This window comes from Paracoccus aminovorans (assembly GCF_900005615.1).
Lineage (GTDB): Bacteria > Pseudomonadota > Alphaproteobacteria > Rhodobacterales > Rhodobacteraceae > Paracoccus > Paracoccus aminovorans.
Map to the genome: position 1 here is coordinate 1,242,368 of NZ_LN832559.1, position 24,240 is coordinate 1,266,607.

Here is a 24,240-nt window from a genome sequence, read left to right on the forward strand (position 1 = left end):
GCTTTTTTCCCGGGGGCGCGGCGCGGACCCTTGCGCCTTGGCCTGCCACGGCTATAACCCCGGACGATTTATCAGCCGCCAGCCCGAGGGACCGTCATGCCGAAGAGAACCGATATCAAATCCATCCTGATCATCGGCGCCGGTCCCATCGTCATCGGCCAGGCCTGCGAATTCGACTATTCCGGCGCCCAGGCCTGCAAGGCGCTGCGCGAAGAGGGCTATCGGGTCGTTCTGGTGAACTCGAACCCGGCCACGATCATGACCGATCCCGAGATGGCCGATGCCACCTATATCGAGCCGATCACCCCCGAGATCGTCGAGAAGATCATCGCCAAGGAACGGCCCGACGCGCTGCTGCCGACCATGGGCGGGCAGACCGGGCTGAACACCGCGCTGGCGCTGGCCGACATGGGCGTCCTGAACCGCTATGGCGTCGAGCTGATCGGCGCGCAACGCGCCGCCATCGAGATGGCCGAGGACCGCAAGCTGTTCCGCGAGGCCATGGACCGCATCGGGCTGGAAAACCCCCGCGCGACCATCGTCGCCGCGCCGAAGCTGGCCAGCGGCAAATACGACATCGCCTCGGGGATCGCCCAGGCCATGGTCGACCTGGAGGAGATCGGCCTGCCGGCGATCATCCGCCCCGCTTTTACACTGGGCGGCACCGGCGGCGGTGTCGCCTATAACCGCGACGATTACGAGCGCATCGTGCGCTCGGGGCTGGAAGCCTCGCCCGTGGCGCAGGTGCTGGTGGACGAGAGCCTGCTGGGCTGGAAGGAATACGAGTTCGAGGTCGTGCGCGACCGCGCCGACAACGCCATCATCGTCTGCTCGATCGAGAACGTCGATCCGATGGGCGTGCATACCGGCGATTCGATCACCGTGGCGCCGGCGCTGACCCTGACCGACCGCGAGTACCAGCGCATGCGGAACGGCTCGATCGCCGTGCTGCGCGAGATCGGCGTCGAAACCGGCGGCTCGAACGTGCAATGGGCGGTCAATCCGAAAGACGGCCGCATGGTGGTGATCGAGATGAACCCGCGCGTGTCGCGGAGCTCGGCGCTGGCCTCGAAGGCGACCGGCTTTCCCATTGCCAAGATCGCGGCGAAGCTGGCCATCGGCTATACGCTGGACGAACTCGACAACGATATCACCAAGGTGACGCCGGCCTCGTTCGAGCCCTCGATCGACTATGTCGTGACCAAGATCCCGCGGTTTGCCTTCGAGAAATTCCCCGGCTCGAAGCCCGAACTGACCACGGCGATGAAATCCGTGGGCGAGGTCATGGCCATCGGCCGCAGCTTCCACGAATCGCTGCAAAAGGCGCTAGCCTCGATGGAGAACGGACTGACCGGCCTCGACGACATTGAGATTCCCGGCGCGCCCGACAAGGCCGCCGTGGTCAAGGCGATCAGCGCCCAGACCCCCGACCGGCTGCGCCTGATCGCCCAGGCCATGCGCCACGGGCTGACCGACGACGAGATCCAGCACGCCACCGCCTTCGATCCCTGGTTCCTGGCGCGCTTGCGCGAGATCGTCGATGCCGAGAATGCCGTGCGCGAGGGCGGGCTGCCCAAGGATGCCGAGGGCCTGCGCCGGCTGAAGATGATGGGCTTCACCGACGCCCGGCTGGCCGACCTGACCGGCACCGGCGAAAAAGCCGTGCGCGAGGCGCGCCGCGGCCATGACCTGCACCCGGTCTTCAAGCGCATCGACACCTGCGCCGCCGAGTTCGAGGCCCAGACCCCCTATATGTATTCGACCTATGAAGCCCCGGCGATGGGCGACGTCGAAAACGAGGCCCGCCCCAGCGACCGCAAGAAGGTGGTGATCCTGGGCGGCGGTCCGAACCGCATCGGCCAGGGCATCGAGTTCGACTATTGCTGCTGCCACGCCTGTTTCGCGCTGACCAAGGCCGGCTACGAGACGATCATGGTCAACTGCAACCCCGAGACGGTCTCGACCGATTACGACACCTCGGACCGGCTGTATTTCGAGCCGCTGACGCTGGAGCACGTCCTGGAAATCCTGCGCATCGAGCAGGAAAACGGCACGCTGCACGGCGTCATCGTCCAGTTCGGCGGCCAGACGCCCTTGAAGCTGGCCAATGCGCTGGAGGAGGAGGGCATCCCGATCCTCGGCACCACCCCCGACGCCATCGACCTGGCCGAGGACCGCGAGCGCTTCCAGAAGCTTTTGAACGATCTGGGCCTGAAACAGCCGATCAACGGCATCGCCCATTCCGACGCCGAGGCCATCGAGATCGCCGAGCGCATCGGTTTCCCGCTGGTCATCCGCCCCTCCTATGTGCTGGGTGGCCGCGCCATGGAGATCGTGCGCGATATGGACCAGCTCAACCGCTACATCCGCGAGGCGGTCAAGGTCTCGGGCGACAGCCCGGTGCTGCTGGACAGCTACCTCTCGGGCGCCATCGAGGTCGATGTCGATGCGCTCTCGGACGGCAAGACCGTGCATGTCGCGGGCATCATGGAGCATATCGAGGAGGCCGGCGTCCACTCCGGCGACTCGGCCTGTTCGCTGCCGCCGCACACGCTGGACCCCGCCACCATCGCCGAGCTGAAGGTCCAGACCGTCGCCATGGCCCGCGCCCTGAACGTCGTCGGGCTGATGAACGTGCAGTTCGCGTTGAAGGACGGTGCGATTTATGTGCTGGAAGTGAACCCGCGCGCCAGCCGCACCGTGCCTTTCGTCGCCAAGGCCACCGACAGCGCCATCGCCTCGATCGCCGCGCGACTGATGGCGGGCGAACCGATGGCGAACTTCCCGGCCCGGCCCGCCTATCCCGAGGGCGTCGGCCCCGAAGACAGCCTGCCCTTCGCCGACCCGCTGACGCTGGCCGATCCGAACACGCCCTGGTTCTCGGTCAAGGAGGCGGTGCTGCCCTTCGCCCGCTTCCCCGGCGTCGACACGCTGCTGGGCCCGGAAATGCGCTCGACCGGCGAGGTCATGGGCTGGGACCGCAACTTCGCCCGCGCCTTCCTGAAGGCGCAGATGGGGGCGGGGACGACGCTGCCCTCCGAGGGGCTGGTCTTCATCTCGGTCCGCGACGCCGACAAGTCCGAGGCGCTGGCCCAGGCCACCCGCGACCTGACCGAGATGGGCTTCAAGCTGGTCGCCACCGCCGGCACCGCCCGCTTCTTGCGTGAGGCCGGGGTCGAGACCGAGCTGGTGAACAAGGTCTACGAAGGCCGCCCGAACATCGTGGACCGCCTGAAGAACGGCGAGATCGCCATGGTGCTGAACACCACCGAAGGCGCGCAAGCCATCGCCGACTCGCGCGAGATCCGGGCCGTCGCGCTGAACGACAAGATCCCCTATTACACCACGGCGGCGGGCAGCATCGCGGCCGTGGCGGCGATCAAGTCGCGCGGGGAAGGCGAGGTCGGAGTGCGGGCGTTGCAAGCGTGATCGGTTGATTGAAAAGGTGGCCGGATGGCGACCGGTTCGCCCGGCCGCCAAGGCACGCAACGAATTGTCCGCGGCCAGCGCGCGAGGCATTCGTCAGACCTGAACATTTTGCACTGAAACAGCCTTGTCGGCTATTTCGTCCCGACCTCGGGCACCGACGCCGTCACGGTTCCTGTTCGCTCTGGAAGCGCGAGTCCGACTATCACTTCCGAAGTCGGAGGCAAGGACCCGGCAGGATCCGCTCGAACCAGGGGCCGCAATTTCTGGCCGTGCGTCGAAATGCTGCGCGAGGGTGAGTTGAAGATGGTAGAGAATCTGTCCACCTTCCCGAATCCGATGTCCTCGGTGCCGGTCTTCGAGGCCCTGCGTCAGCAGCAGATGGTCCTCCAGCTGCGGGCTGGGGCACGGCCAGCAGCATTGGACCCATTCCGGATGAGGAAGAGCCGCATTGCGGCAAGAAGGCCGAATCTAAGGACATGGCCGAGATCCACCGGCAACTAGCCGAATTGCAGAGGCGGATTTCCCAAGCTGCGTCATCTGCGGCTTGCGCACGCCGCCGCTTTCGATTTCAAGGCTCTCGGGGAACGCATCGCGCTACCCGAGCCATCAAGCGGCCGAAGTCGCTCATCAACCGCTTCAATGCGCCCGGTTCCGCCGCATGGTCTGCAACCAATGGCAAGCGGGCCAATCGCTCGGCCATCGCCTTGACAATGCCCTCTGCAGGCCATTTCTCGCACTTCCGCCCTCGGCTGCCCAGCATTGTGCCGCAGGATTAACCGATACTGAACGCGACGTGCAGCTCTGGCGCAGGTTCGGCATCCGTGCAGCACATCAGCCCGGAACGCGAAAGGCGCGGCCCTTTCGGACCGCGCCCGTCTTCTTCTGGGCCGGGGGGAAGGGAAACCGGCCTCAGAGAATGAAGTCAGCCGCGGAATACTGCCCCGCGAGCGTTGCGCCGTCGTTGATGCGGATCCGCATCTCGGCCGCGGCATCGCCGTCGACATTGACCTGCAGCCAGGTCTCGGTGCCGCTGTTGACGACCCATGCGGTGCCGGCGCCGCCGGCCGTCGTGCCATGGAAGACAAAGGCCTGGTTGCCTGCGATCAGCGCATTGGCGTCGATGGCCGACAGGTCGAAGCGGTCGCCGGGCGCGGCACCCGGGCCGTCGAAGCCGTTGATCAGGTCGACCCCCGCACCGACGGCCGAGTCGGACAGCGCCACGAACCGGAACACATCCGCCCCCGCGTTGCCGGCCAGCGTATCCGCGCCGCCTCCGCCGACCAGCGTGTCATTGCCGGCACCGCCCTGGATAAGATCGACGCCCAGACCGCCGGACAACAGGTCGTTGCCGGCCGCCCCCTGCAAGGTGTCGTTGCCGCCAAGGCCATAGATCCGGTCGTTTCCTGCCCCGGCATTCATCAGATTGGCGCCGGCCGTGCCGGTCAGCGTGTCATGGCCGGCGGCCGTCAGGACATTCTCGAAGTTCACGAAGCTCTCGCCGGTGAAATTCGTCGCCCCGGTCTGCAGGTTGATGGCATAGGCGCCGGCATAGCTGCGGGCGTCCAGCATGTCGGTGCTGGCGCCGCCGTTCAGGGTCTCGCTGGTGCCGAGGCCGGCCAGGATGGTGTCGTTGCCGTCCTCGCCCAGGTAGAGGCCGGAGCCGCTGGAAACCAGGCGGTCATGGCCCAGACCGCCGCGCAGGGTATCCTGGCCCGAGACCGCCAGCAGGGTGTCGTTCCCGGCCCCGCCCAGCAACAGGTCGTTGCCGTTGCCGCCGTTCAGCAGATCGTCGCCGGCGCCGCCTTCCAGGCGGTCGTCGCCATCCAGCCCGTCGATCACGTCGTTGCCCAGATTGCCGCGGATCGTATTCGCCCCGGCGGTGCCGAACAGCGTGTCATTGCCCGAGCCGGAATGCAGATTCTCGAAATTGACGAAGCTCTCGCCGCTGAAATTGGTGGCCCCGGACGTCAGGTTGACGGAATAGGCGCCCGACCAGGACGCGGTATTCAGCCAGTCGGTTCCGGCGCCGCCATCCAGGGTTTCGCCGCCGCCCGATCCGGCATAGACGTAATCGTCGCCGTCGCCGGCATAGTATTGGCCATACCCGCTGGAGACCAGCGTGTCATTGTCCGCCGCGCCGTACAGCGTGTCTGTGCCGGTGCCGGCGTGCAAATAGTCGGCGCCGTTGCCGCCATAGAGATAGTCGTTGCCGCCGTAGCCATAGACGTAATCGGCACCGTCGTTTCCATACATGGTGTTGGCGGCGTCGGTGCCGTAGAGCGTGTCGTTGCCCGAGCCGGAATAGACGTTCTCGAAGTTGACGAAGCTCTCGCCGGCGAAATTCGTGGCGCCGGTGGCCAGGTTGACCAGATAGGCGCCGGTGAAGGTCGTGGTGTTCAGCCAGTCGGTATCCGCGCCGCCGTCCAGCGTTTCGGAGACGCCGAGACCGGAATAGACGTAGTCGTTGCCGGATTCGCCATAATAGCGGCCGCCGCCGCTGGAGACGATGGTGTCCTGATCGGTGCCGCCATAGATCGTGTCGCTGCCGGTGCCGGCATGCAGGTAGTCGTTCCCGGCACCGCCGGAAATATAGTCGTTGCCGCCGTAGCCATAGATGTAGTCGTTGCCGTTATTGCCATACATGGTGTTGGCGGCGTCGGTGCCGTAGAGCGTGTCGTTGCCCGAGCCGGAATAGATGTTCTCGAAGTTGACGAAGCTTTCGCCGGCGAAATTCGTGGCGCCGGTGGCCAGGTTGACCAGATAGGCGCCGGTGAAGGTCGTGGTGTTCAGCCAGTCCGTGCCGGTGCCGCCGTCCAGCGTCTCGAGGACGCCGAGGCCGGAATAGATGTAGTCGTTGCCGGCATCGCCGAAATACTGGCCGGCACCGCTGGAAACGATGGTGTCGTTGTCGTTCCAGCCATGCACCGTGTCGGTGCCCGAGCCGGCGCTGATATAGTCGTTGCCGTCGCCGCCCGACAGATAATCGTTGCCGGAGCCGCCATAGATCGTGTCGTTGCCGCCCAGGCCCAGGACGTAGTCGTTCCCGGCAAGGGCGTCGAAGACTTCGCTGGCAGACGTACCGATGAGGGTGTCGTTGCCGTTTGTTCCCGTAGGCATGTTCTCCTCCTGTCGTCCGGATGGGCGCGGAGCGTGTCCATCCTTGTGGAAAGAGAGTGCGCCCGGGGTCGTGAAGGCGGCGTGAAATATGTTCTGGCCCCTGAAAGGAAAGCGGAATCGTTGCCGCGCCCGTGGGCGCCCCGGCTTCGCCCAGCCGAAGCTTCGGCGGCCGGGGGATTGCCCCTTGCGGCCCTCGCGGCTATCGCAGGCAAAAAGGGGGTCCGGGAACCATGAGCGTCAATACATTCGGCCGCGTCTTCACCTTCACCACCTGGGGCGAAAGCCACGGCCCGGCGCTTGGCGCCACCGTGGACGGTTGCCCTCCCGGCGTCGCGCTGGACGAGGCCTGGATCCAGCAGTTCCTGGACCGCCGCCGGCCCGGCACGTCCAAATTCACCACCCAGCGGCAGGAGCCGGACCAGGTCCGCATCCTGTCGGGCGTGTTCGAGGGCAAGACGACCGGCACGCCGATCCAGCTGATGATCGAGAACACCGACCAGCGCAGCAAGGATTACGGCGACATCGCCCAGGCCTTTCGCCCCGGCCATGCCGACATCGCCTATCACCTGAAATACGGCATCCGCGACTATCGCGGCGGCGGGCGCTCCAGTGCGCGCGAGACGGCGGCGCGCGTCGCGGCGGGGGGCGTCGCCCAGGCGGTGCTGCGCGACCTGGTGCCGGGGCTGAAGATCACCGGCTACATGGTGCAGATGGGCGCGCTGCACCTGGACCGCGCGCATTTCGATGCGGCCGAGATCGGCAACAACCCGTTCTTCCTGCCCGACGCCTCGGCCGTGCCGGCCTGGGAGGATTACCTGAACGGCATCCGCAAGGCCCAGGACAGCGTCGGTGCCGCGCTCGAGGTGCTGATCCAGGGCTGCCCGCCGGGCCTGGGCGCGCCGGTCTATGCCAAGCTCGACACCGACCTCGCCGCGGCGATGATGTCGGTCAATGCGGTGAAAGGCGTCGAGATCGGCGAGGGCATGGCGGCGGCGGCCCTGACCGGTACCGAGAACGCCGACGAGATCCGCATGGGCAACGACGGGCCGAGCTACCTGTCGAATCATGCGGGCGGCATCCTGGGCGGGATCTCGACCGGGCAGGACATCGTGGTGCGCTTCGCGGTGAAGCCGACCAGTTCGATCCTGACCCCGCGCCGGACCATCAACCGCAAGGGCGAGAAGATCGAGCTGGTCACCAAGGGCCGCCACGACCCCTGCGTCGGCATCCGCGCCGTGCCGATCGGCGAGGCGATGGCAGCCTGCGTGATCCTGGACCACCTGCTGCTGGACCGGGCCCAGACCGGCGGCCAGCGCGGACGAATCGGCTGAGGCGCGGGCAGGGGAACGCTGTTCCCCTCTTGCCCCGCTTTGCGGGTCAATTCACCCCATGGGGTATTTCCGAAACGGAAAAAGCCGGGGCGCGGCGGCAGCCGCTCTTTCCGTTTTCCAAATACCCCTGCGACAGCGCCGATTGTCGCAAGTCTGTCACATTCATTTCGCATAACCGTCGCATCGCCGGCCTAGACAGCGCGCAGGCCAAGACGGCCCAGTGAAATTCAGGAGTGATCCGATGAAACCCGCCCAACTCACCGTTTCGGCCCTGGCCGTGATCGCCGCCACCGCCTCGGTCGCCTCGGCCCGCGACCAGATCCAAGTCGCCGGCTCGTCCACGGTGCTGCCCTATTCGACCATCGTCGCCGAAGCCTTTGGCGAGAACACCGACTTCCCGACGCCGGTGGTGGAATCGGGCGGGTCCTCGGCGGGTCTGAAGAAGTTCTGCGAGGGCGTGGGCCAGAACACCATCGACATCGCCAACGCATCGCGTCCGATCAAGGACAGCGAGAAGGCCGCCTGCAAGGCCGCCGGCGTGACCGAGATCATGGAGGTCCGCATCGGCTATGACGGCATCGTCTTCGCCAGCGAGATCGCGGGCAACGATTTCCAGTTCACCGCCGCCGACTGGTTCAACGCGCTCGCCGCCGAGGTGGTCAAGGACGGCAAGGTGGTCAAGAACCCCTATACCAAATGGAGCGAGATCCGCGCCGACCTGCCCGAGCAGGACATCCTGGCCTTCGTGCCCGGCACCAAGCACGGCACCCGCGAGGTCTTCGAGGAGAAGGTGATCGCGGCCGGCTGCAAGGAATCCGGCGCCGAGGAGATCTTTGCCAAGGAGAAGGGCGACGAGGACAAGGCCAAGGAAGCCTGCATGGCGCTGCGCACCGACGGCAAGTCGGTGGACATCGACGGCGACTATACCGAGACCCTGGCCCGCATCCAGTCGGCCAAGAACGGCATCGGCGTCTTCGGCCTGTCCTTCTATGAAAACAACACCGACAAGCTGAAGGTGGCGACAATCGGCGGCGTGACGCCCTCGACCGAGACCATCGCCTCGGGCGAATACCCGGTGTCGCGCCCGCTGTTCTTCTATGTCAAGAAACAGCACATCGGCGAGATCCAGGGCCTGAAGGAATTCGCCGAATTCTTCGTCTCGGACGAGATCGCCGGCCCCGAGGGCCCGCTGGCTGCCTATGGCCTGGTCGCCGACCCGGAACTGGCCGCCACGCAGCAGGCGGTCGCCGATGAAGTGACCATCGCCGAGTGAGGTTTCGGGCGCGGGGCAGGGGTCCCGCGCCCGTTCCGTTTCCCAGTCAATTCCCCCAGTCACGAGGGCCTCATGCCTGTCTCCTGGACCCTGCTGATCGTGCTTGCGCTGGCACTGGCGGGCTATCTTGCCACCCGCGCGCGCGCCGTCGCGCTGACCGGCGGCGATACCCGCAAGCTGCATTCGCGGCCCAGCTATTACGGCTGGAATGCGGCGCTGCTGACCGCGCTGCCCGCCCTGTTCCTGATCGCCATCTGGCGCTTCGTCCAGCCTGCCGCGAACACCACCCTGATCGCGGTGGCCGGGCTGGCGCTGGCCGCCCTGGGGCTGGCCTTTGCGCTGACCCGGACCCAGCCCGAGTTCCGCGCCCGCAATGCCGTCGAAAGCATGGTCAAGGGCCTGTTGATCCTGTGTTCCAGCATCGCGATCCTGACCACCGCCGGCATCGTCTTCTCGATGCTGTTCGAGACCGGGAACTTCTTCCAGCAATATCCCTGGCAGGATTTTTTCTTCGGCACCACCTGGTCGCCGAAATTCGGCGGCGGCTCGCAGCTGGGGATCCTGCCGCTGGTCTGGGGCACGATGTATATCTCGCTGATCGCGCTGGCGGTGTCGGTGCCGATCGGGCTGTTCGCGGCGATCTATATGTCGGAATACGCCTCGCCCCGGCTGCGCAGCATCGCCAAGCCCGCGATCGAGGTGCTGGCCGGCATTCCGACCATCGTCTACGGGCTGTTCGCGCTGATCACCGTCGGGCCGCTGCTGCGCGACTATTTCGCCCAGCCGCTGGGGCTGGGGGCCTCGGGGTCGTCGGTGATGACAGCGGGGCTGGTCATGGGTATCATGCTGATCCCCTTCGTCAGCTCGCTGTCGGACGACATCATCAACGCCGTGCCGCAGAGCCTGCGCGACGGCGCGCTGGGGCTGGGCTCGACCCATTCCGAGACCATCAAGAAGGTGGTGCTGCCCGCCGCCCTGCCGGGCATCGTGGGCGCCATCCTGCTGGCCGCGTCCCGCGCCATCGGCGAGACCATGATCGTCGTCATGGGTGCCGGCGCCGCCGCGCAGATGAGCGTGAACCCCTTCGAGGCCATGACCACGATCACCGTCAAGATCGTCAGCCAGTTGACCGGCGACACCGATTTCGCCGCACCCGAGACGCTGGTCGCCTTTGCCCTGGGCCTGACGCTGTTCGTCGTCACGCTGATCCTGAACATCATCGCCCTTTACGTCGTGCGCAAATACCGGGAGCAGTACGAATGAGCGACGCCACCTTTTCCGGCGGGCAGAAGGCCTCGCTGCTGGTCGCCGACCCGCATACCCGCAAGCGCAATGCCGCCGAATCCCGCTTTCGCGGCTATGGGCTGGCGGCGATCATCGTCTCGATGGTCATGCTGGTGGTGCTTCTGTTCACCATCCTGACCGGCGGCCTCGGCGCCTTTCGCCAGACCTATCTGGAGATCCCGGTGACGCTGGACGCGGCGCAGCTCGACAAGTCCGGCACCCGCGATCCCGAAGCGATCAAGAAGGTGCTGACCCTGACCTATGGCAAGATCCTGCAGCAGGCGCTGGACAGGGCCATCGCCGACAAGGGCATCCAGGTCGTCGACCTGTCCGACAAGGACCGCGCGAACCTGATCTCGAAAGAGGCCTCGGCCCAGCTGCGCAACCGTGTGCTGGCCGACCCCGAGCTGATCGGCCAGACCGTCGAGACCCGCGTGCTGGTGAACGGCCGCGTCGACGGCTATTACAAGGGCCGCGTCAGCATGGAGAGCGCCGCGCGCGACGGCAATACCTCGCCGGCGCAGCTGCAACTGGCGGATGCGCTGAAAGCGCAGGGGATGCTGGCGACCGAGTGGAACTGGTCCTTCCTGACCATGCCCGACAGTTCGGACCAGCGTCCGGAATCGGCCGGTGTCGGCATCGCCATCCTCGGCTCGCTCTACATGATGCTGGTGGTGCTGTTGCTGTCGGTGCCGATCGGGGTCGCGGCCTCGATCTATCTGGAAGAGTTCGCACTCAAGAACCGCTGGACCGACATCATCGAGGTCAATATCTCGAACCTGGCCGCGGTGCCGTCCATCGTCTTCGGCATCCTGGGCCTGGCCGCCTTCATCAACTTCGCCGGCCTGCCGCAATCGGCGCCCATCGTCGGCGGGTTGGTGCTGACGCTGATGACGTTGCCCACCATCATCATCGCCACCCGCGCGGCGCTGAAGGCGGTGCCGCCCTCGATCCGCGACGCGGCGCTGGGGGTGGGGGCGTCCCGGATGCAGTCGGTGTTCCACCACGTCCTGCCGCTGGCGATGCCGGGCATCCTGACCGGCACCATCATCGGCTTGGCCCAGGCCCTGGGCGAGACCGCGCCGCTGCTGCTGATCGGCATGGTGGCCTTCGTCAAGAACTTCCCCGCCGCGCCGCCGGAAGGGCTGTTCGATCCCGCCTCGGCCCTGCCGGTGCAGGTCTACAACTGGACCCAGCGCGCCGACCCCGCCTTCATGGAACGCGCCTCGGGGGCGATCATCGTCCTGTTGGTGTTCCTGCTTTGCATGAACCTTCTCGCCATCTTCCTGCGCCGCAAGTTCGAGCGTCGGTGGTAAACCCGGGACGGAGAACCGATATGAACGACATGAGTATTCTGGAGCGTGCCGTGGAGCAGACGGAAAACAAGATCTCGGCGAGGGATGTGCAGGTCTATTACGGCGACAAGCATGCCATCAAGGACGTGAACGTCGACATTCTCGACAAGACCGTGACCGCCTTCATCGGTCCCTCGGGTTGCGGCAAGTCCACTTTCCTGCGCTGCATCAACCGCATGAACGACACCATCGACGTCTGCCGGGTCCAGGGCAAGATCGCGCTGGACGGCGAGGACATCTACGACCGCCGCGTCGATCCGGTGCAACTGCGCGCCCGCGTCGGCATGGTGTTCCAGAAGCCGAACCCGTTTCCGAAGTCGATCTACGACAATGTGGCTTACGGCCCCCGCATCCACGGCCTGGCGCGCAACCGCGCCGAGCTGGACGAGATCGTCGAGAAATCCCTGCGCGGCGCCGCGCTGTGGAACGAGGTCAAGGACCGGCTGCAGGACCCCGGCACCGGGCTTTCCGGCGGCCAGCAGCAGCGGCTGTGCATCGCCCGCGCCGTCGCGACCCAGCCCGAGGTTCTGCTGATGGACGAGCCCTGCTCGGCGCTGGACCCCATCGCCACCGGCCAGGTCGAGGAGCTGATCGACCAGCTGCGGTCCGCGTTCTCGGTGGTGATCGTGACCCATTCGATGCAGCAGGCGGCGCGGGTCAGCCAGAAGACCGCCTTCTTCCACCTCGGCAACCTGGTGGAATACGGCAGCACCGACGACATCTTCACCAATCCGCGCGACCCGCGCACGGAAAGCTATATCTCGGGCCGCATCGGCTGAGCCGGAAAGGACAAGACATGAACAGCGAACGCCACATCCTGTCCGCCTTCGACCGCGACCTGGAAACCGTGCAGGCCTTGGTCGTCAAGATGGGCGGCATGGTCGAAAGCGCCATCCACGACGCGGCCATCGCGCTGGAAACCCGCGACGACGAGCTGGCCGAAGAGGTGCGCCGCCGCGACAAGGCCATCGACGCGCTGGAGATGCAGATCAACGAAGAGGCCGCGCGGCTGATCGCCCTGCGCGCGCCCCGCGCCACCGACCTGCGCATGGTGCTGTCGGTGATCAAGATCTCGCATATCCTGGAACGCGTCGGCGACTATGCCAAGAACATCGCCAAGCGCAGCCACGTCCTGGCCGAGATGCCCGCCATCGAGGGCGCCGGCATGGCGCTTCGCCGCATGTCGGCCACGGTCGAGGCGATGATGAAGGATGCCCTGGACAGCTATATCCAGCGCGACGCCGCCCTGGCCGAGGACGTGCGCAAGCGCGACCTGGAAGTCGACCAGATGTACAACGCGCTGTTCCGCGAGTTCCTGACCTATATGATGGAGGATCCGCGCAACATCACCGCCTGCATGCACCTGCATTTCATCGCCAAGAACATTGAGCGCATGGGCGACCATGCCACCGGCATCGCCGAGCAGGTCATCTACATCGCCACGGGCGAGCTGCCCGACGACCCGCGGCCCAAGGGCGAAAGCGTGCCGCGCATGGAAGGTGCCTGAGATGGCACAGTCCCAACCCTGCGTCCTGGTGGTCGAGGATGAGGGCGCGCAGCGCGAGGTGCTGAAATACAACCTGGAGGCCGAGGGCTTCCAGGTGGTCATGGCCGAGAATGGCGACGAGGCCATGCTGCTGGTGGCCGAGGAACAGCCCGACCTGATCGTGCTGGACTGGATGCTGCCCAATGTCTCGGGCATCGAGGTCTGCCGGCGGGTCAAGGCCGATCCCTCGACGCGGCAGATCCCGATCATCATGCTCTCGGCCCGCTCCGAAGAGGTGGACCGGGTGCGCGGCCTGGAAACCGGCGCCGATGATTACGTGGTCAAACCCTATTCGGTGGTCGAGCTGATGGCGCGGCTGCGCACCCAGCTGCGCCGCACCCGCCCGGCGGCCATGGGCGAGCGGCTGAGCTTTTCGGACATCATCCTCGATGCCTCCGAGCACCGCGTGTTCCGCGGCGGCCAGCCTTTGCATCTGGGTCCGACCGAGTTCCGCCTGCTCTCGACGCTGATGGAAAAGCCGGGTCGGGTCTGGACGCGCGAGCAGTTGCTGGACCGGGTCTGGGGTCGCGACATCTATGTCGACACCCGCACCATCGACGTGCATGTCGGCCGGCTGCGCAAGGCGCTGATGGCCCATGGCGGCGACAACCCGGTGCGCACGGTGCGCGGCGCCGGCTATTCGCTGGGCTGACCGTCAGCGGGTCTGGGCCCGGCCGGACGGTGGCGAACCTCTCGGAAGCTGCCAATAGAGGATCCTTAAAGGGCACTGTGGCGGGGTCATCCCAAGTCCGGCCGAGGCTGTGTGAAAACTCTAATTCCGAAAATTTACGAAGAACAGTTTCCTTGGAAATGCGGCCGGCTTGAGAACCAAGTCTCTCCGCAATGCCCGCGGGCGAACATCCTTCCGCGTCCGACCATGCTCGACTGAGTTTCCACACAGCCTCGGCCCAAACCGACCAGAAAATGGGCAATCCCGGCCGATACGAATCGGATTTCCCGTTTCCGGCCGCGAATGCCCTGATCGCGGACTTCCCAGCAGCCTGCTAGGCCGGACGCCGCGCATTGCCGCAGAAAGCGTCTTAACCCGACAGGTCTCGAAACATCGCGCGTCAACGGCGGTCATGGCCTTTGTCCGAGGATCGCTGGTGCGAGTAAATCCAGGCACACGAAACATGCTCAGATGCGACGCAAGGGACACGCTGAGCTCTGCGGCGGAAATCCGGGGACCATCTGCTGCTTCTGATCGCACCGGCCGATGATGGAGCTCTATGCCTTGAAACCGAAAGTTCGGCCCGCTTGCCCGCGCAACGCGCCGACGGCGACAGGCATGTCCTGCATCGCAAGGGCCGGGCGCAATCCGCGCCCGGCCCAATCGATCTATAGTGCGGCGGCTTGCCGCCTGTTCAGTTCTGCGCTAGCTCCAGCAGGTCGGTGATGCGGCGGACGGCGACGCGGCGGTTGTCGCGTTCGGGGCCGTCGCTCGGCACCAGCAGGAACTGTTCGCCATAGCCCTGCACGACCATGTTCTCGGGCGGGACCTGGAAATATTCCGTCAGCGCCAGGGCCACCGATTCCGCGCGGCGATCCGACAGCGCCAGGTTCGCGGCATCCGAACCCACGGCGTCGGTATAGCCCTCGATCATGTAGACCTCGCGCGGATCCTGGTCGATGCTGTCGCGGATTACCTTGCCCAGCGTCGCAAGTTGTTGCGCCTGGTCGGGCGTGATCGCGGCCGAGCCGGTGTCGAAGGTGATCTCCGGCACGTTCACCGGGGCCACCAGCGCGCGCACCTCGGGAATGTCGCGGATCTGGCCCAGGCTGAAACGCCGGTCCACCGCGGCCTCGCGGCGCAGGGCCTCGCGCAGCGCCGTCTCATCCAGCGGGCGGCGGCTGATCTCGACCGGCGGCGGGGCCGGCAGGGTCGAGATCCGCACCGGCTCGGCCGCGGTGTCGTCGATCAGCCGCGTCTCGCTGCCATCGGCGCGCACCAGCGTGCGGCGCAGGATGTTCATGTCGGCATCGCGGATGGTGACCACCCGACTGCCGTCCTCGCGCAGCACCGTGGTGCGGGTCGAGCCGTCGTCGAACCGTTCGGTGCGCACGTCCGAGCCGGGCTGGTAGAGCAGGGCGTTGTCGTCCCGGATCACCTGCTGGCTGCCGTCGGGTAGGGTGACCACCACCCGGTCGCCGGTGTTCAAAGCCACCTGGCGGTCGTTCGACAGCATCTTGCCGACGGCCATGCCCGCGGCCCCGGCCAGCAGCATCTTGCCGATATCCTTCAGGGTGTCATCGTCCTTGTCCCGCTTGGTCTCGCGCTGCGGCTCGCCTTGCAGGCCCTTGATGATCGAGGTCTCGAAATCCTGGTCCGAGCGGCGGGCGTTGTCGCGGGTGATGCGCACCTCGTCGAGTTCGCCCTGCTCCTGCTGCTGGCCGGCAGCGGCGAGCGCCGTTGCTGCCGCAGGCGGCAGGCTCTCGGCCGCGCGGCGGGCGACGTCATTGGGCCGCACCCGCGCCTCGGGGGCCTCGATCTCGCCGGGCTGGGCTTCGCCGGGACGGCCTTTCTGGTTGTCCTGGGCCTGACGGTCCTGCTGCTGCTCCTGCTGCAGGCGCCGGCCGAGTTCGGCCGCATCCGGAGCCTCGGGTTGGTCTCCGGCCGCGCGCGGGGCGGGTTGAGGCGGCTTGCCAGGCGCGCGCTGGCCGGGCTGCTGCTCATCGGCTTGCTGCTGGCCGCGCTGGTTTTGTTTGCGCTGTTGCTGGTCCTCTTGACGCCGGTCGGCGCCAGCCGCGTCGCGCGCTCCCTTTTCCTGCTCTTTCCGCGGCAGCGCCGAGTCCGCTTCGCCCGGCTGCATCTGGCCAGGTTTGGGGTGCGCCTCGCCGCCGTTCCGGGCTTCGAGTGCCTTTTTCAGCTGGTCCGCGTCGGGAGTGTCGCCCTTTTCGGCGGCGGGCTGGGGCGCCTGCGCCGCTGGCTTCTCCCGCCGGGGCCGCTCTTGCTGCGGTCGCTCACCGGGAGCGGGATCCGAGGTTGTCACCGCCTTGGCGCTGTCGGGCTTCGGCGCGGGCTGTTTCCGGGCCTCTTCCTGCATCTGCTCGGCCCGGCGCGCCGCGTTTTCTGCGTCGGCGGGCTTGGTGCGGGGTGTCTCGGCTTCGACGACCGGCGGCTTCTCGCGCGGCTCGTCGGCCTGGGTCACCGGCGGCTTGCGGCGGGGCGCGTCGGCCTCGGCATCGCCTTGCGACTTCTGCATGCGTTCGCGCAGTTTTTCCGGCTGGCGCTGCGGCGCGGCCTCGCGCTGCTCGGGCTGCTGCTGCGCCTCGCCCTGCGGTTCGGCTTGCCGGCGCGGCTTTCGCTGCTGTCCGGCCTCGGCCTCGGCCGGAGCTTCCTGCCGGGCCTGCGGTTTTTCCGCCTGCCGGCGCTGAGGTTCCGGTTGCTCGGCCTGCTGCTCCTGCTGCTGCTCGGCCTTGCGTTTCTTGGCCTTCTCGGCCCGGGTCTCCTCGGGTTTTTTCTGATTGGGCAGGATGACCTGTTGGTCGCCGGTCTGCTCTTGTTGGGCCTGCGCCACCGCAAGCTGCGGGGCGATCATCGACAGGCAAGCCACCATTGCGGTGGTGGTCTTGTAGATGCGACGCATGACGGTCCTCTTTCCGATGGTCATGGAATGCCAGAAAACCCGAGGCCGCATGGCAAGGTTCCCCAACAACCGCGTGAGGGCACCGTTATCCGCATCCGACGGCGGATTGCCGCCTGCGCGAAGTTTCTGAAGGTCGTGCGGCCTGTCAGCTGCCGGTCAGGGCCAGCCTGCCGCCGGTGATGCGCTGGACCCGGCCCGACAGCTCCAGCGCCAGCAGCGCCGGGGCGATGACCGCGGCGGGCAGGCCCAGGTCGCGGATCAGCAGGTTTTCCTCGGTCGGGCTTGGTCCCAGCCGGTCCAGGATCCGAGCCTCCAGATTGACCGGTCCGCCCTGCGCGGGCAGGGTATGCGTCTCGGGCCGGTGACGCAGGCCGTGGCCCAAATCGGCCAGGCGGCGGGCGACGGCGGCGGGTTGCCAGACGCGGGCGATACTGACAGGGGCAGGGGCGGCAGCCGGCGCGGCCATGGGCAGCGGCTCGGCGGCTTCGCGGCTTTCCGGGGCGCCGTTCGATTGCAGGGCGGTCAGCACGTCGACCGAATTGCGCACCAGCGTCGCGCCGTCGCGGATCAGGGCGTTGCAGCCGCTGGCCCGCGCATCCATCGGATGTCCGGGCACGGCCATGACCTCGCGCCCCTGGTCCAGCGCGCAGCGCGCGGTGATCAGGCTGCCCGAGCGATGGGCCGCCTCGACCACCACCACGGCGCGCGACAGGCCCGAGATGATGCGGTTGCGGGCCGGGAAATGCCGTGCCACAGGCTCGACCCCCGGCGGCTGTTCGGTCATCAGCAGCCCGGTGTCGCAGATCGATTCCGCCAGGGCGGCATTCTCGGCCGGATAGATCATGTCGATGCCGCCGGCCATCACCGCGACGGTGCCGGCCTGCAGCGCGGCTTCATGCGCCACGGTGTCGATGCCCCGCGCCAGCCCGGCGATCACCGCCGCGCCGGATTGCGCCAGCCCGGCCGCCATGCCCCGCGCCATGCGCAGCCCCAGCGACGAGGCGTTGCGCGCCCCGATCACCGCCACCGGCAGCCGGTCCAGCACCGCAAGGTCGCCGCGCAGCCACAGCGCCGCCGGCGCCTCGGCCACGTTGCGCAGCAGGGCGGGATAGTCGGGATCGTCCCAGGTCAGCAGCCGGGCGCCGGCGCGGCGGCCGGCCTCGATCTCGGCATGGACTACGGCAGGCGGGCAGGGGGCGTAATCCTCGATCCCCGCGGCGCGGGCGATTTCGGGCAGGGCGGCCAGTGCCGCCTCGGCGCTGCCATGTTCGGCCAGCAGCCGGTGAAAGGTCGCCGGCCCGACCTTGCGAGAGCGGATGAGGCGCAGTGTGGCGATCCCGTCCCCCTTCGGGGTGAGTGTGGTGTGGTGGGGTTCAAAAGGAAGCGGTCTTGCCATCGTCATTCGCCTTGCCTCATCCGCAAGACGAGTCATCGCATGGCAATGGTTAAGAATGCGTTAGCCGCCCAAAGATTCTTGCAAAAGACTGTTATCGCAATGAATTAAGCGGCCGATCCGCCGATGGTCAGCCCGCCGATGCGCAGCGTGGGCAGGCCGACGCCGACCGGCACCCATTGCCCCTGCTTGCCGCAATTGCCGATTCCCGGATCCAGCGACAGGTCATTCCCGATGGCGCGGATCTGTTGCAGCGCCGTCGCGCCGTCGCCGATCAGCGTCGCGCCCCGGATCGGATCGCCGACCTGGCCGTTCCTGACCCGATAGGCCTCGGTGCAGGAGAAGACGAACTTGCCGTTGGTGATGTCCACCTGGCCGCCGCCGAAGCCGACCGCATAGATGCCGTCCTCGAGTCCCGACAGGATCGAGGCCGGGTCTTCGGAACCCGCCAGCATGAAGGTATTGGTCATCCGCGGCATCGGCGCATGGGCATAGCTCTGCCGGCGGCCGTTGCCGGTCGGCTCGACCCCCATCAGCCGGGCATTCTGACGGTCCTGCATATAGCCGACCAGCACCCCATCCTCGATCAGCACGTTGCGGCCCGGCGCCGTGCCCTCGTCGTCGACCGAGATCGAACCGCGCCGGTCCGGGATGGTGCCGTCGTCCACCACGGTGACGCCCGGGGCCGCCACGCGCTGGCCGCGCAGCCCGGCGAAGGCGGAATGGCCCTTGCGGTTGAAATCGCCCTCCAGCCCGTGGCCCACCGCCTCGTGCAGCAGGATCCCCGGCCAGCCCGGTCCCAGCACCACGTCCATCACCCCGGCAGGGGCGGGGACCGAGCGCAGGTTGACCAGCGCGATGCGCAGCGCCTCGCGCACCTGGGCCTGCCAGTGCTCGGGCGCGATCAGCCCGTCCAGCGCCACCCGGCCGCCGCCGCCGGCATTGCCCGATTCACGGCGGCTGTTCGATTCCACGATCACCGAGACGTTGATGCGCGCCATCGGCCGGACGTCGGTCGCAAGCCCGCCTTCGGGGCGCAGGATCGCCACCTCTTGCACCGAGGTCGCGATACTGGCCGAAACCTGGACCACGCGCGGGTCCAGGTCGCGCGCATAGGCATCGATCTCGCGCAGCAGGGCCACGCGGGCGGCGAAGGGCACGGTTTCGGCAGGATCGATGGCGGCATACAGCGGCCGGGTCTCGGCCGCCGGGGGCAGGGCCAGCGTGCCGCCGCCGTCGCCCACGGCCAGGCGCACCGTCTCGGCGGCCTTCCTGAGCGAGGTTTCGTCGATCTCGGTCGAATGGGCATAGCCGGTCACGTCGCCGCGCACCGCGCGCAGGCCGAAACCCTGTTCGGCGTCGTAGCTTGCCGTGCGCAGCCGGCCGTCGTCGAAGACCAGCGCCTCGGATCGCGAGCGTTCCAGATACAGCTCGCCGTCATCCGCCCCCGCAAGCGCCGATCGCAGGACCTGCAACGCGCGGTCGCGGTCGAGATGCGATTCAAAGGGCGAAAACGATGCGTCCGTCATGTAAGCGCTCCTGGCCTGGAAGCCCCGACTAGGGGTTTTTTGGTCGCAAGTCGATAGCTTTGGCTTGCCCGCAGGGGCAAGATATGGTTCTGGTTCAAGACCGAATGCCGGCAGCACGAGGAGTCGCGGCCTGCCGGTGGCATGATAGGCAACGGGATGGGAAGATGGCAATTGCGACGATGCGCCGCGGAGTTGCGGCGGTAACTGGGCTTGGGCTTGCGATGGCGGCGGCCGCTCCGGCGATGGCGCAGGACGTGCTGGGCGATCTGCCCGTGATCGGCAAGCCGGTGAACGGCGCGATGGGCTTTCAGCCGGCGTCCAGCCCGCTGGCGCATGACCAGCAATGGCTGGACCATTTCGTGCTCTACATCATCGCGGCCGTGACGATCTTCGTCTGCCTGCTGCTGCTGATCTGCATCGTTCGCTACAACCGGCGCGTGAACCCCGTTCCGGCGCGCTTTACCCACAACACCCCGGTCGAGGTGGTCTGGACCCTGGTCCCGGTGCTGATCCTGGTGTCGATCGGCGCCTTCTCGCTGCCGATCCTGTTCCGCAGCCAGGAAATGCCCAACGACCCGGACCTGGTGATCAAGGCCATCGGCCACCAGTGGTACTGGTCCTATGAATATCCCAACGACGCCATCGCCTTCGATGCGCTGATGCTGGAAAAGGACGCCCTGGCCGACGCCGGCTATACCGATGACGAATACCTGCTGGCCGCCGACAACCCGGTGGTGGTGCCGGTGGGCAAGAAGGTGCTGGTGCAGGTCACCGCGACCGACGTGATCCACAGCTGGACCGTGCCTGCCTTCGCCGTGAAACAGGATGCCGTTCCGGGCCGCATCGCGCAGCTGTGGTTCGAAGTGGACAAGGAAGGCGTCTATTTCGGCCAGTGTTCGGAACTCTGCGGCATCAACCACGCCTATATGCCCATCGTGATCAAGGCCGTCAGCCAAGAGAAATACGACGCCTGGCTGGCCGGCGCGAAGGAAGAATTCGCCGCCGACGCCTCGGACTACCTGCCTGCCGCGCCGGTCAAGCTGGCTTCGGCGGAGTAAGGTCGGGCCGTGGCCGATATCAACGCATATGAGGGGCCTGTCGAGGCGGGCTTCGGCGATTACGTCGCGCTTCTGAAGCCGCGGGTGATGTCGCTGGTGGTGTTCACCGCCTTCGTCGGGCTGTGGATCGCGCCGCAGCCGGTGAACCCCTTCGTCGGTTTTTGCGCGGTGCTGTTCATCGCCCTGGGCGGCGGCGCTTCCGGCGCGCTGAACATGTGGTACGACGCCGACATCGACGCGGTGATGAAGCGCACCTCGGGCCGTCCGGTGCCCGCGGGCCGCGTCGCCCCGGGCGAGGCGCTGGGCCTGGGCATCGCGCTTTCGGGCCTGTCGGTGATGATGCTGGGGCTGGCGGCGAACTGGTTCGCGGCGGGCTTCCTGGCCTTCACTATCTTCTTCTATGCCGTGGTCTACACGATCTGGCTGAAGCGCTCGACGCCGCAGAACATCGTCATCGGCGGTGCGGCCGGGGCCTTTCCGCCGATGATCGGCTGGGCCTGCGCCACCGGCGGCATCGGCATCGAGTCGCTCTTGATGTTCGCGCTGATCTTCTTCTGGACGCCGCCGCATTTCTGGGCGCTGGCGCTGTTCATGAAGGACGACTATTCCAAGGCCGGCGTTCCGATGCTGACCGTCACCCACGGCCGCAAGGTCACCCGCCGGCACATCTTCCTCTATACGCTGGTGCTGGCGCCCTTCGCGATCTGGCTGGGCTTCACCTCGGTCGGCGGGCCGATCTATCTGGGCGTCTCCGCGGTTCTGAACCTGCTCTTCATCGCCGGCGGCTGGCGCATCCTGCACCGGACCGAGGAACAGGCCCAGGCCGATGCCTATCGGGTCGAGAAACGCTATTTCCGCCTGTCGCTCTATTACCTGTTCCTGCATTTCCTGGCGCTGCTGGTGCAGCATTCGGTCGGAGGATGGTGATGGCGCTGCATGTCGAGCATGAACTGCACAGGCGCCGCCGCGGCCGCAACATCGGCCTGGGCCTGGTGCTGGCGGGCTTCGTCGCCTTGGTCTTCGGCCTGTCGGTGGTCAAGATCACCCAGGGCGACATGATGCAGGGTTACGACCACCGGCCGCGCGCCTCGATGCTGCCCAAGGACCCGAATCCGCCGACGCGCACCGCACCCGTCGCCGCGCCCGGCACGCCGGCCGCGCAGCAGGAGGCAGAGCAATGACCGCCAAGCCGCGTTCCAACGCCCGCACCGTGGGCCTGCTGGTCGGCGTCGTCGTGCTGATGGGCGCGCTCAGCTGGGCGGCGGTGCCGTTCTATTCGTGGTTCTGCAAGGTCACCGGCTTCGGCGGGACGACCAATGTCGCCGAGTCCGCCTCGGACCGGGTGCTGGACGAAAAGATCCGCGTGCGCTTCGATTCCAACGTCGATCCCGGCATGGGCTGGACCTTCCGCCCCCTGCAGCGGGAAATGGACCTGCGCATCGGCGAGAACGCCATCGCCTTCTACGAGGCGGTCAACAACACCGACCAGCCGATCACCGGCACGGCCAGCTACAACGTCGCCCCCGATGCCGCCGGCTATTTCTTCAACAAGATCGAGTGTTTCTGCTTTACCGAGCAGACCCTTCAACCCGGAGAGCGGGTCGAGATGCCGGTCAGCTTCTATGTCGACGCCGATCTGGTGACCGACCGCGACGCCGGCCGCATCCGCGACATCACCCTGTCCTATACCTTCCACCGCTCCGAACCCAGCGCGCCCAGGCAGGCGGCGCTGGAACCCGGAAACGAACCGACCGTAAACTGAGCAACAAGAACCAGCAGCAACAGCCGGGAACGCAGCCATGGCCCATGTAAAGAACCACGATTATCAGATCCTGCCGCCATCCATCTGGCCGCTTTTCGGTGCCATCGGTGCCTTCGTCATGCTGTCCGGCGCGGTGATGTGGATGAAGGGCGGCGGGCCGTGGATGTTCCTGATCGGCCTGGTGGGCGTGCTCTACGTCATGTTCGGCTGGTGGTCGGACGTGGTGAAGGAAGGCGAGACCGGCGAACATACCCCGGTGGTGCGCATCGGGCTGCAATACGGCTTCATCCTGTTCATCATGTCCGAGGTGATGTTCTTTGTCGCCTGGTTCTGGGCCTTCATCAAGAACGCGCTCTACCCGATGGGACCGGACAGCCCGATCAAGGACGGCGTCTGGCCGCCCGAGGGCATCACCACCTTCGATCCCTGGCACCTGCCGCTGATCAACACGCTGATCCTGCTGTTGTCGGGCGTCGCCGTGACCTGGGCCCACCACGCCTTCGTGCACGAGGGCGACCGCAAGACCACCATCAACGGCCTGATCGTGGCGGTGATCCTGGGGCTGTGCTTCACCGCGCTGCAGGCCTATGAATACAGCCACGCCGCCTTCGGCATGGCCGACACGGTCTATGCCGGCGCCTTCTACATGGCGACGGGCTTTCACGGCTTCCACGTCATCATCGGCACCATCTTCCTGTTCATCTGCCTGATCCGCATGCTGAAAGGCCAGATGACGCAGCAGCAGCACGTCGGCTTCGAGGCCGCCGCCTGGTACTGGCACTTCGTCGACGTGGTCTGGCTGTTCCTATTCGTCGTGGTCTATATCTGGGGCCGCTGACCCAGACCCGAAATTCCGGCGGCGCGGGGCCTGGTCCCGCGCCGTTCGCTTTGGAGAATCCCGGATGCGCCGCTATCTCTTTCCGCTGATCGTCGGGGTGCTGGGCTGCGCCATCCTGATCTCGCTGGGCCTGTGGCAGTTGCGGCGGCTGGAGTGGAAAGAGGACATGATCGCCCGCATCCAGAACGGGATCGAGGCCGCCCCCGTGCCCTTGCCGCCCGCCGTGGACCCGACGATGAAATACCTGCCGGTGACGGTGTCCGGCACCACCACCGGGGACGAGATCGACGTGCTGTCCGGCACCCGCGAATCCGGCGGCGGCTATCAGGTGGTCTCGGGCTTCGTGACCGACGACGGACGCAGGATCCTGCTGGATCGCGGCTTCGTCGACCAGGACCACAAGCGCGACCCGCGCCCGTCCGTCCGGCTGGAGGTGGCGGGCAACCTGCACTGGCCGCAGGAAAAGGGCAGCGCCACGCCCGCGCCGAACCTGTCCGAGAACATCTGGTTCGCCCGCGACGTGCCGGCCATGGCCGAAACGCTGGGGACCCAGCCGATCCTCGTGGTCGCCGCCGAGGTGCGCGGCGATGCGCAGGGCGTCGCGCCGATCCCGCTCGCGGTCGAGGGCATCCCGAACAACCACCTGGGCTATGCCGTGCAATGGTTCATGTTCGCGGCGGTCTGGGCAGGGATGACAGTCGCCCTGATCTGGCGTATCAGGCAGCGGAAATTCTAGGG

The 24,240-nt window shown here is 66.8% G+C and carries 18 protein-coding genes; 14 read left to right on the forward strand and 4 right to left on the reverse strand.

The window, feature by feature from the left end; all coding sequences use genetic code 11:
• Positions 1 to 96: 96 nt before the first annotated feature.
• Complete coding sequence (gene carB / locus JCM7685_RS06315) at positions 97 to 3,429, forward strand: carbamoyl-phosphate synthase large subunit (protein WP_074966564.1); 3,333 nt, start codon at positions 97 to 99, stop codon at positions 3,427 to 3,429.
• A 909-nt stretch (positions 3,430 to 4,338) separates the two neighbouring features.
• Here carB and JCM7685_RS06325 read toward each other — a convergent pair.
• On the reverse strand, positions 4,339 to 6,546 hold the full coding sequence (locus tag JCM7685_RS06325) for a calcium-binding protein (RefSeq protein WP_074966565.1): 2,208 nt from the start codon (positions 6,544 to 6,546) through the stop codon (positions 4,339 to 4,341).
• A 230-nt stretch (positions 6,547 to 6,776) separates the two neighbouring features.
• Between JCM7685_RS06325 and aroC the strand changes: the two genes are divergently transcribed.
• The 7 genes from aroC to phoB all read left to right on the forward strand — a co-directional run bounded on the left by aroC (position 6,777) and on the right by phoB (position 13,987).
• Positions 6,777 to 7,877: a chorismate synthase gene (aroC, locus tag JCM7685_RS06330; protein ID WP_074966566.1), complete on the forward strand. Its 1,101-nt coding sequence runs from the start codon at positions 6,777 to 6,779 to the stop codon at positions 7,875 to 7,877.
• A gap of 241 nt (positions 7,878 to 8,118) precedes the next feature.
• On the forward strand, positions 8,119 to 9,150 hold the full coding sequence (locus JCM7685_RS06335; protein WP_074966567.1) for a substrate-binding domain-containing protein: 1,032 nt from the start codon (positions 8,119 to 8,121) through the stop codon (positions 9,148 to 9,150).
• 72 nt (positions 9,151 to 9,222) lie between these two features.
• Positions 9,223 to 10,413 carry a phosphate ABC transporter permease subunit PstC gene (gene pstC, locus JCM7685_RS06340; RefSeq protein WP_074966568.1) on the forward strand — a complete coding sequence of 397 codons (1,191 nt, stop codon included), beginning with the start codon at positions 9,223 to 9,225 and terminating at the stop codon, positions 10,411 to 10,413.
• On the forward strand, positions 10,410 to 11,750 hold the full coding sequence (pstA, locus tag JCM7685_RS06345; RefSeq protein ID WP_074966569.1) for a phosphate ABC transporter permease PstA: 1,341 nt from the start codon (positions 10,410 to 10,412) through the stop codon (positions 11,748 to 11,750). The genes pstC and pstA overlap by 4 nt, the downstream gene beginning before the upstream one ends.
• 20 nt (positions 11,751 to 11,770) lie before the next feature.
• A complete protein-coding gene (gene pstB, locus JCM7685_RS06350) occupies positions 11,771 to 12,568 on the forward strand; it encodes a phosphate ABC transporter ATP-binding protein PstB (RefSeq protein WP_074966570.1) in 798 nt (265 codons plus the stop codon).
• A gap of 17 nt (positions 12,569 to 12,585) precedes the next feature.
• Positions 12,586 to 13,296 carry a phosphate signaling complex protein PhoU gene (gene phoU, locus JCM7685_RS06355; protein ID WP_074966571.1) on the forward strand — a complete coding sequence of 237 codons (711 nt, stop codon included), beginning with the start codon at positions 12,586 to 12,588 and terminating at the stop codon, positions 13,294 to 13,296.
• A 1-nt stretch (position 13,297) separates the two neighbouring features.
• Positions 13,298 to 13,987, forward strand: coding sequence for a phosphate regulon transcriptional regulator PhoB (gene phoB, locus JCM7685_RS06360; protein WP_074966572.1), 690 nt, complete (start codon positions 13,298 to 13,300; stop codon positions 13,985 to 13,987).
• Positions 13,988 to 14,699: 712 nt separating this feature from the next.
• On the opposite strand, the gene JCM7685_RS06365 is transcribed toward phoB, so the two are convergent.
• The 3 genes from JCM7685_RS06365 to tldD all read right to left on the reverse strand — a co-directional run bounded on the left by JCM7685_RS06365 (position 14,700) and on the right by tldD (position 19,844).
• Positions 14,700 to 16,922: an OmpA family protein gene (locus tag JCM7685_RS06365; RefSeq protein ID WP_074966573.1), complete on the reverse strand. Its 2,223-nt coding sequence runs from the start codon at positions 16,920 to 16,922 to the stop codon at positions 14,700 to 14,702.
• A 145-nt stretch (positions 16,923 to 17,067) separates the two neighbouring features.
• The gene (dprA, locus tag JCM7685_RS06370) at positions 17,068 to 18,318 is read right to left on the reverse strand and encodes a DNA-processing protein DprA (RefSeq protein WP_170848896.1); all 1,251 of its coding nucleotides are present in this window, start codon (positions 18,316 to 18,318) and stop codon (positions 17,068 to 17,070) included.
• Positions 18,319 to 18,422: 104 nt separating this feature from the next.
• Positions 18,423 to 19,844, reverse strand: a complete 1,422-nt coding sequence (tldD, locus tag JCM7685_RS06375) for a metalloprotease TldD (protein ID WP_074966575.1) — start codon at positions 19,842 to 19,844, stop codon at positions 18,423 to 18,425.
• Between the two features lie 164 nt (positions 19,845 to 20,008).
• Between tldD and coxB the strand changes: the two genes are divergently transcribed.
• The 6 genes from coxB (at position 20,009) to JCM7685_RS06405 (ending at position 24,238) form a co-directional block, all read left to right on the forward strand.
• On the forward strand, positions 20,009 to 20,902 hold the full coding sequence (coxB, locus tag JCM7685_RS06380; protein WP_074966576.1) for a cytochrome c oxidase subunit II: 894 nt from the start codon (positions 20,009 to 20,011) through the stop codon (positions 20,900 to 20,902).
• 9 nt (positions 20,903 to 20,911) lie between these two features.
• Positions 20,912 to 21,829, forward strand: a complete 918-nt coding sequence (gene cyoE, locus JCM7685_RS06385; RefSeq protein ID WP_074966577.1) for a heme o synthase — start codon at positions 20,912 to 20,914, stop codon at positions 21,827 to 21,829.
• Positions 21,829 to 22,083, forward strand: coding sequence for a hypothetical protein (locus JCM7685_RS06390; RefSeq protein WP_074966578.1), 255 nt, complete (start codon positions 21,829 to 21,831; stop codon positions 22,081 to 22,083). Before cyoE ends, JCM7685_RS06390 begins: the two co-directional genes overlap by 1 nt.
• On the forward strand, positions 22,080 to 22,664 hold the full coding sequence (locus JCM7685_RS06395; protein ID WP_074966579.1) for a cytochrome c oxidase assembly protein: 585 nt from the start codon (positions 22,080 to 22,082) through the stop codon (positions 22,662 to 22,664). The genes JCM7685_RS06390 and JCM7685_RS06395 overlap by 4 nt, the downstream gene beginning before the upstream one ends.
• Positions 22,665 to 22,701: 37 nt before the next feature.
• Positions 22,702 to 23,502, forward strand: coding sequence for a cytochrome c oxidase subunit 3 (locus tag JCM7685_RS06400; protein ID WP_074966580.1), 801 nt, complete (start codon positions 22,702 to 22,704; stop codon positions 23,500 to 23,502).
• A 64-nt stretch (positions 23,503 to 23,566) separates the two neighbouring features.
• Complete coding sequence (locus JCM7685_RS06405) at positions 23,567 to 24,238, forward strand: SURF1 family protein (RefSeq protein ID WP_074966581.1); 672 nt, start codon at positions 23,567 to 23,569, stop codon at positions 24,236 to 24,238.
• Positions 24,239 to 24,240 lie beyond the last annotated feature (2 nt).

Excerpts from the sequence above, each read along its gene's own strand:
- JCM7685_RS06390 (WP_074966578.1), top strand. The coding sequence starts at position 21,829 with ATGGCGCTGCATGTCGAGCATGAACTGCACAGGCGCCGCCGCGGCCGC.
- pstA (WP_074966569.1), top strand. The coding sequence starts at position 10,410 with ATGAGCGACGCCACCTTTTCCGGCGGGCAGAAGGCCTCGCTGCTGGTC.
- pstB (WP_074966570.1), top strand. The coding sequence starts at position 11,771 with ATGAACGACATGAGTATTCTGGAGCGTGCCGTGGAGCAGACGGAAAAC.
- JCM7685_RS06325 (WP_074966565.1), bottom strand. The coding sequence starts at position 6,546 with ATGCCTACGGGAACAAACGGCAACGACACCCTCATCGGTACGTCTGCC.
- carB (WP_074966564.1), top strand. The coding sequence starts at position 97 with ATGCCGAAGAGAACCGATATCAAATCCATCCTGATCATCGGCGCCGGT.
- dprA (WP_170848896.1), bottom strand. The coding sequence starts at position 18,318 with ATGGCAAGACCGCTTCCTTTTGAACCCCACCACACCACACTCACCCCG.
- pstC (WP_074966568.1), top strand. The coding sequence starts at position 9,223 with ATGCCTGTCTCCTGGACCCTGCTGATCGTGCTTGCGCTGGCACTGGCG.
- JCM7685_RS06400 (WP_074966580.1), top strand. The coding sequence starts at position 22,702 with ATGGCCCATGTAAAGAACCACGATTATCAGATCCTGCCGCCATCCATC.
- JCM7685_RS06365 (WP_074966573.1), bottom strand. The coding sequence starts at position 16,922 with ATGCGTCGCATCTACAAGACCACCACCGCAATGGTGGCTTGCCTGTCG.
- aroC (WP_074966566.1), top strand. The coding sequence starts at position 6,777 with ATGAGCGTCAATACATTCGGCCGCGTCTTCACCTTCACCACCTGGGGC.
- JCM7685_RS06335 (WP_074966567.1), top strand. The coding sequence starts at position 8,119 with ATGAAACCCGCCCAACTCACCGTTTCGGCCCTGGCCGTGATCGCCGCC.
- phoB (WP_074966572.1), top strand. The coding sequence starts at position 13,298 with ATGGCACAGTCCCAACCCTGCGTCCTGGTGGTCGAGGATGAGGGCGCG.
- JCM7685_RS06395 (WP_074966579.1), top strand. The coding sequence starts at position 22,080 with ATGACCGCCAAGCCGCGTTCCAACGCCCGCACCGTGGGCCTGCTGGTC.
- JCM7685_RS06405 (WP_074966581.1), top strand. The coding sequence starts at position 23,567 with ATGCGCCGCTATCTCTTTCCGCTGATCGTCGGGGTGCTGGGCTGCGCC.
- phoU (WP_074966571.1), top strand. The coding sequence starts at position 12,586 with ATGAACAGCGAACGCCACATCCTGTCCGCCTTCGACCGCGACCTGGAA.
- coxB (WP_074966576.1), top strand. The coding sequence starts at position 20,009 with ATGGCAATTGCGACGATGCGCCGCGGAGTTGCGGCGGTAACTGGGCTT.
- tldD (WP_074966575.1), bottom strand. The coding sequence starts at position 19,844 with ATGACGGACGCATCGTTTTCGCCCTTTGAATCGCATCTCGACCGCGAC.